Genomic DNA, 5,429 nt, shown 5'->3' with positions numbered 1-5,429 from the left:
GAGCCTCGCCCTTGCTGCCGCCCTGGGGCTGGCCGCCTGCAGGCCCGCCCAACCGCCCGAGCCGGAGATCCAGTTCTGGACCCTGGATCTGGCGCCCCGCTTCAACGACTACATCCGTGGGGTGATCGCCGCCTGGGAACAGCGGAATCCAGGTGTGCGAGTGCGCTGGACCGACCTGCCCTGGAGTTCGGTGGAGCGCAAGCTCCTCGCGGCGGTGTTCGCCCGCACCGCGCCGGACGTGGTGAACCTCAATCCGCTCTTCGCCGCCAACCTGGCCAGCAAGGGGGGCCTGCTGCCCCTCGATCCCCTGCTGCCGCCTGATGCGGCCCAGACCTATCTGCCCAAGGTCTGGAAGGCCGGCCAGCTGCCCGGCCCCGACGGCCCGCCCAGCCAGTTCGCCGTGCCCTGGTATCTGACGGCCCGGATCACCCTGGCCAACCGGGATCTGCTCGCCAAGGCCGGCTACAGCCGCCCGCCCCTGCGCTGGCAGGAGGTGCCTGCCTACGCCGAGGCGGTGAAACGCCGCACCGGTCGCTACGCCCTGTTCGTGACCGTGGTGCCGGACGACTCAGCTGAGTTGCTCGAATCCCTGGTGCAGATGGATGTGCGCCTGCTGGACGGACGTCAGCGGGCGGCCTTCAACAGCCCGGAGGGCCGCCGCGCCTTCGCCTTCTGGACCGACCTCTACCGCCGCGGCCTGCTGCCACGGGAGGTGGTGAGCCAGGGCTACCGCCGGGCGATCGAGCTCTACCAGAGCGGGGAGCTGGCCCAGGTGGCCAGCGGCGCCGAGTTCCTGCGCAGCATCCAGACCAACGCCCCCGGCATCGCAGCGGTCACGGCCCCGTTCCCACCACTCACCGGTGCCGGCGGCGAGGCCAATGTGGCGGTGATGAACCTGGCGGTGCCGCGTCAGAGTCGGTTGCCGAAGGAGGCCCTCAGCTTCGCCCTGTTCCTCACGGACGCCACCAACCAGCTGGCCTTCGCCGAGCAGGCGCGGGTGCTGCCCTCGGCAACGGGCGCGCTGGACCAGCTGGAGGCGGCTTTGGCGCAGGAGCGGCCCCAGGGTCGGCCTGACCAGCTGGTGCGGCAGGCCCGCATGCTCTCCGCCGAAACGCTGGGCCAGGCGCGGGTGCTGGTGCCGGCCAGCCCGGGCGTCAAGCGGCTCCAGGCGATCCTCTACACCCAGCTGCAGCGGGCGATGCTGGGGCAGATGGGCAGCGATCAGGCCCTGGCGGCAGCGGAGCAGGAGTGGAACCGCTACGCCGAGGCCCGCTGGCCCTGAGACGCCGTCGAATCCCCCCAGGCGAAGTTCCGCAGAAATCCTTAAGCCTCAACCGAATCACCGGGCTGGCCGGCTGGGTTGGCGGCAGAGGGGGAAAGTGAGCAGGTAGGGTTGCGATTCTTCACTTTGATCGTGGCCCATGCCCGTGGAGCTTCAGCCTCAGCAGCGACCGCAGCAGGCTGAAGGCTTGCCTGGGGGGAGTTTCGATCAGGAGATGCCATCGGATCCCAGGGCCACCCTTCTGGTGGTGGACGATGAAGCTGCCGTGCGGCGGGTGCTGGTGATGCGGCTGCAGATCGCCGGCTATCGGGTGGTCTGCGCCGAGGACGGCGAGGAGGCCCTGGCCCTGTTCCACCAGGAGCAGCCCGATCTGGTGGTGCTCGATGTGATGCTGCCCAAGCTGGATGGCTTCGCGGTCTGCCGCCGGCTCCGGGCGGAATCCTGCGTGCCGATCATCTTTCTTTCGGCTCTCGATGCCATCGCCGAGCGGGTCGCCGGTCTCGATCTGGGGGCCGACGATTACCTGCCCAAGCCCTTCAGCCCCAAGGAGCTCGAGGCCCGCATCGCCACGATCCTGCGCCGGGTAGGCCGCGGTTCGGCCGGCAGTGAACCCCGCGATGTGCCGGTGGGCAGCGGTGTAATGCGCCTGGGTGATCTGGTGGTGGACACCAATCGACGCCAGGTGACCCGCGACGGCGAGCGCATTGCCCTCACCTACACCGAATTCAGCCTGCTGGAACTGCTGTTCCGCGAGCCTGGCCGGGTGGTGCCACGGGCCGAGATCCTCGAGCAGCTCTGGGGCTACCCGCCGCGCCGCGCCGCCGATCTGCGCGTTGTGGATGTCTACGTGGCCCGGCTGCGGGGCAAGCTGGAGCCCGATCCGCGCAACCCTGAGCTGATCCTCACCGTGCGGGGCACCGGATACGCCTCCCAGCGGATGGGTGACGCCAGCCTGGCGGCTGCTGGCTGACCCGGAAGATCGAGGCCTCTGAAGACCCAGACCCCGAGAGATCCAGGTCATCGCCTGACCTTCGATCCTGCAGGATGGGGCGCCATCAGATAGTCGTCAGACCCTTGTCGGAGCTGCGCGAGACCCGCCTGGAGAAAGCCCGGACCCTCGCTGCGCTGGGCCAGGGTCCCTATGCCCTGCGTTTCGAGCCCAGCCACAGCACCGCTGAGCTCCAGGCCGCCCATGCCGATCTGCCCAAGGGCGAGGAGCGTGACCTCAGCGTTGCAATCGCAGGTCGGGTGATGACCCGTCGGGTGATGGGCAAGCTCGCCTTCTTCACCCTGGCCGATCAGAGCGGCCCGATCCAGCTCTTCATCGACAAGGCCACCCTGGCCGCCTCCCTGCCGGAGGACCCTGAGGCCTTTGCCCACCTCACGTCCCTGGTCGATGCCGGTGACCTGATCGGTGTGGAGGGCAGTCTGCGCCGCACCGACCGGGGCGAGCTCTCGGTGAAGGTGAAGCGCTGGTCGATGTTGAGCAAGAGTCTGCAGCCGCTGCCGGACAAGTGGCACGGCCTGGCCGATGTGGAGAAGCGCTACCGGCAGCGCTACCTCGATCTGATCGTGTCGCCCCACACCCGCGAGACCTTCCGGCGTCGTGCCCTGGCGGTGAGTGCCATGCGCCGCTGGCTGGATGAGCGGGATTTCCTGGAGATCGAGACACCGGTGCTGCAGAGCCAGCCCGGCGGTGCCGATGCCCGGCCGTTCGAGACCCACCACAACACCCTCGATCTGCCCCTGACCCTGCGCATCGCCACCGAGCTGCACCTCAAACGGCTGGTGGTGGGCGGCTTCGAGCGGGTCTATGAGCTGGGCCGCATCTTCCGTAACGAGGGGGTGAGCACCCGCCACAACCCCGAGTTCACGTCCGTGGAGGTCTACCAGGCCTACGCCGACTACACCGACATGATGGAGCTCACCGAGCAGCTGATCGCCCACGTCTGTCAGCAGGTGTGCGGCACCACCGCGATCACCTACCAGGGCACCGCGATTGATCTGACGCCGCCCTGGCGTCGCGCCACCATGCAGGAATTGGTGCAGGACGCCACCGGGCTCGACTTCACCACCTTCTCCACGCGGCAGCAGGCCGCCGACGCCATGGAAAGCCAGGGCCTCGTGGCGCCGGCCCTGGCCGATTCCGTCGGCCGCCTGCTGGTGGAGGCCTTCGAGCAGCGGGTGGAGGAGAGCCTGATCCAGCCCACCTTCGTGCTCGATTACCCGGTGGAGAATTCACCCCTGGCGCGGGCCCACCGCAGCAAGCCCGGGATGGTGGAGCGGTTTGAGCTGTTCATCGTGGGGCGCGAAACCGCCAACGCCTTCAGCGAACTGATCGACCCGGTGGATCAGCGCCAGCGCCTGGAGGCCCAGCAGGAGCGCAAGGCGGCCGGCGACCTGGAGGCCCAGGGTGTGGATGAGGATTTCCTGCAGGCCCTCGAGGTGGGCATGCCCCCCACCGGCGGTCTTGGTATCGGCATCGACCGGCTGGTGATGCTGCTCACCGACAGCCCCTCGATCCGCGACGTGATCGCCTTTCCGTTGCTGCGGCCGGAGCAGCGGGCGGAGACCCGCCCCGAGCAGGGCGGTGAGGCCTGAGGGGCGCAATGGGATAATCACTTCGGTAGGCAATCTCCCCCAACGGGGGCAGCGATTCCATGAGTGGCGAGCGCGTCGGTTTCCGCTTCCAGCACGCAGATGCGGTCGTGAAGCGCAACCCCCAGGGTCGTTCGCGCCGAGGATGGGTGATGGAGCCGGTGGAGCAGACCACCAGCCGTGGCACCAAGATGCCGGCCTATCGGATCCGCTGGCGCGACAGCGAACGTCCTGAGATCGTGCTGCAGCACATGTTGATCGCCGATCCCGACCCCACCCCGCCGCCCGAGGGCGTCAGCCTGGTGCCCCCTGCTCCCAAGAAGTGAGCCCGGGCCGGTTCAGCTCCAGCCCTTGAGCCGGTAGACCAGCAGCCCCAGGTGTTCCTTGAGCGTCTGGCTGGTGAGCAGCAGCGCACCGGCATCGGGAGCCAGATCCAGCATCACACTGGCGACCGTTGGCCTGCCGTAGTTCCTGCGGCTGGTCAGCTGGAAATCGCAGGCCACCGGAATCACCTCCAGGCCACTGCGGCGCCGGAAGGTGGCCAGCGACCGGGGCATATGGGTGGCGCTGGTCACCAGCAGAATGCGTGTCCAGCCCCGCTGGCGGCCCAGCTGGCCGATGTCGCGGGCCTCTTCGGCGGTGGTGCGCGAGCCCGGGTTGGTGAGGATCGCCGCGGGGGGAGCCCCCAGATCGATCGCCAGCTGGCGGGCGACCTCCGCCTCGGCGGGGGCAGGGTCGCCGCTGGCGAAGTGCACCTTGGCGCCGCTGGTGAGCAGCACCGGTGCCTTGCCCTGCCGCAGCAACCGCAGGCCGGTGAGCAGCCGGTCGCCCGCCTCGTTGACCTCCACCTGGCGCCGCGGCGCCAGGGCGGGTCTGAGGCCGCTGCCCAGCACCACCACCGCATCGGCGCGGGGGATCACGGCAGGGGTGAGGAACGCCGCCGGTTCCTCCAGCCCCCAGACCAGCTGACGGCTGGTGTACGGCATCGCCGCGATCCAGAGCAGCAGCACCCCACCGCCCGACAGCCACGGTCCCCAGCGCCGCCGCCGGCCCGCCAGGCCGACCAGTTGCAGCACCAGGGCCAGGCCGAGGGGGTAGAGCCCCAGCGGCAGCAGCTTGCTCAGCAGAAATCCCATCAGGCCGGGCGCCTCCTCAGGTGGTATGGCCCTGGCGGCGCTTGAGGGCCTCCAGCTCCTGCCGGGTCTCGAAGGCGGCCCAGGCGGCCTCCAGGTTGTCGCCGCCGGACGTTGGCGCTGCGGCTTGGGCCGGCTCCACTGGCGCGCCCGCCGCGGGACTGCCGGTGGAGCCGACCTCGGGCCGGGTGATCACTGATTCGAGCCTGCGGGTGATCGGTGAGGCGACGATCTTTGCCAGCGGAGATTGCGGCCTGATTGGAATAGATCCGCGTGCTGCCTCGGGGGTCTGGGCTGTGCGGTCTGCGCCGGTGCTGGCCACCAACCTGGAGCGCAGCCTGATCGGGCGCCCCCTGCGGCCCTGGCGGCCCCAGCGGCGGGCCCTGCAACTGCTGGGCCTACCGGGGCCTCCCCGC

The 5,429-nt window shown here is 69.6% G+C and carries 6 protein-coding genes and 1 pseudogene; 5 read left to right on the top strand and 2 right to left on the bottom strand.

Annotation, left to right across the window (positions count from 1 at the left end):
* The 4 genes from VB716_RS10160 to VB716_RS10145 all read left to right on the top strand — a co-directional run.
* A partial coding sequence (locus tag VB716_RS10160) for an extracellular solute-binding protein (protein ID WP_416238099.1) occupies window positions 1-1,282 on the top strand: 1,282 nt, incomplete at its 5' end.
* Window positions 1,283-1,496: 214 nt separating this feature from the next.
* Window positions 1,497-2,252 (top strand): response regulator transcription factor RpaB, encoded by a 756-nt coding sequence (gene rpaB, locus VB716_RS10155; protein ID WP_197158961.1) that lies wholly within the window; start codon window positions 1,497-1,499, stop codon window positions 2,250-2,252.
* A gap of 104 nt (window positions 2,253-2,356) precedes the next feature.
* Complete coding sequence (lysS, locus tag VB716_RS10150; RefSeq protein ID WP_197157618.1) at window positions 2,357-3,883, top strand: lysine--tRNA ligase; 1,527 nt, start codon at window positions 2,357-2,359, stop codon at window positions 3,881-3,883.
* 59 nt (window positions 3,884-3,942) lie between these two features.
* Window positions 3,943-4,206, top strand: coding sequence for a hypothetical protein (locus VB716_RS10145; RefSeq protein WP_035832975.1), 264 nt, complete (start codon window positions 3,943-3,945; stop codon window positions 4,204-4,206).
* A gap of 12 nt (window positions 4,207-4,218) precedes the next feature.
* Here VB716_RS10145 and VB716_RS10140 read toward each other — a convergent pair whose 3' ends face one another.
* Both VB716_RS10140 and VB716_RS10135 read right to left on the bottom strand, forming a co-directional pair.
* The gene (locus tag VB716_RS10140; RefSeq protein ID WP_323270382.1) at window positions 4,219-5,016 is read right to left on the bottom strand and encodes a YdcF family protein; all 798 of its coding nucleotides are present in this window, start codon (window positions 5,014-5,016) and stop codon (window positions 4,219-4,221) included.
* Window positions 5,017-5,032: 16 nt separating this feature from the next.
* On the bottom strand, window positions 5,033-5,155 hold the full coding sequence (locus tag VB716_RS10135) for a hypothetical protein (RefSeq protein WP_323270381.1): 123 nt from the start codon (window positions 5,153-5,155) through the stop codon (window positions 5,033-5,035).
* A gap of 25 nt (window positions 5,156-5,180) precedes the next feature.
* On the opposite strand from VB716_RS10135, the pseudogene VB716_RS10130 reads away from it, so the two are divergent.
* A pseudogene (locus tag VB716_RS10130) lies at window positions 5,181-5,429 on the top strand (bifunctional NADH dehydrogenase FAD-containing subunit/selenide, water dikinase SelD); the annotation flags it as partial.

The organism is Synechococcus sp. CCY9201 (genome assembly GCF_034931105.1).
GTDB lineage: Bacteria > Cyanobacteriota > Cyanobacteriia > PCC-6307 > Cyanobiaceae > CBW1002.
Note: the sequence above shows the minus strand (reverse complement) of the source record. Positions and strands in the feature narration are given on the sequence as shown.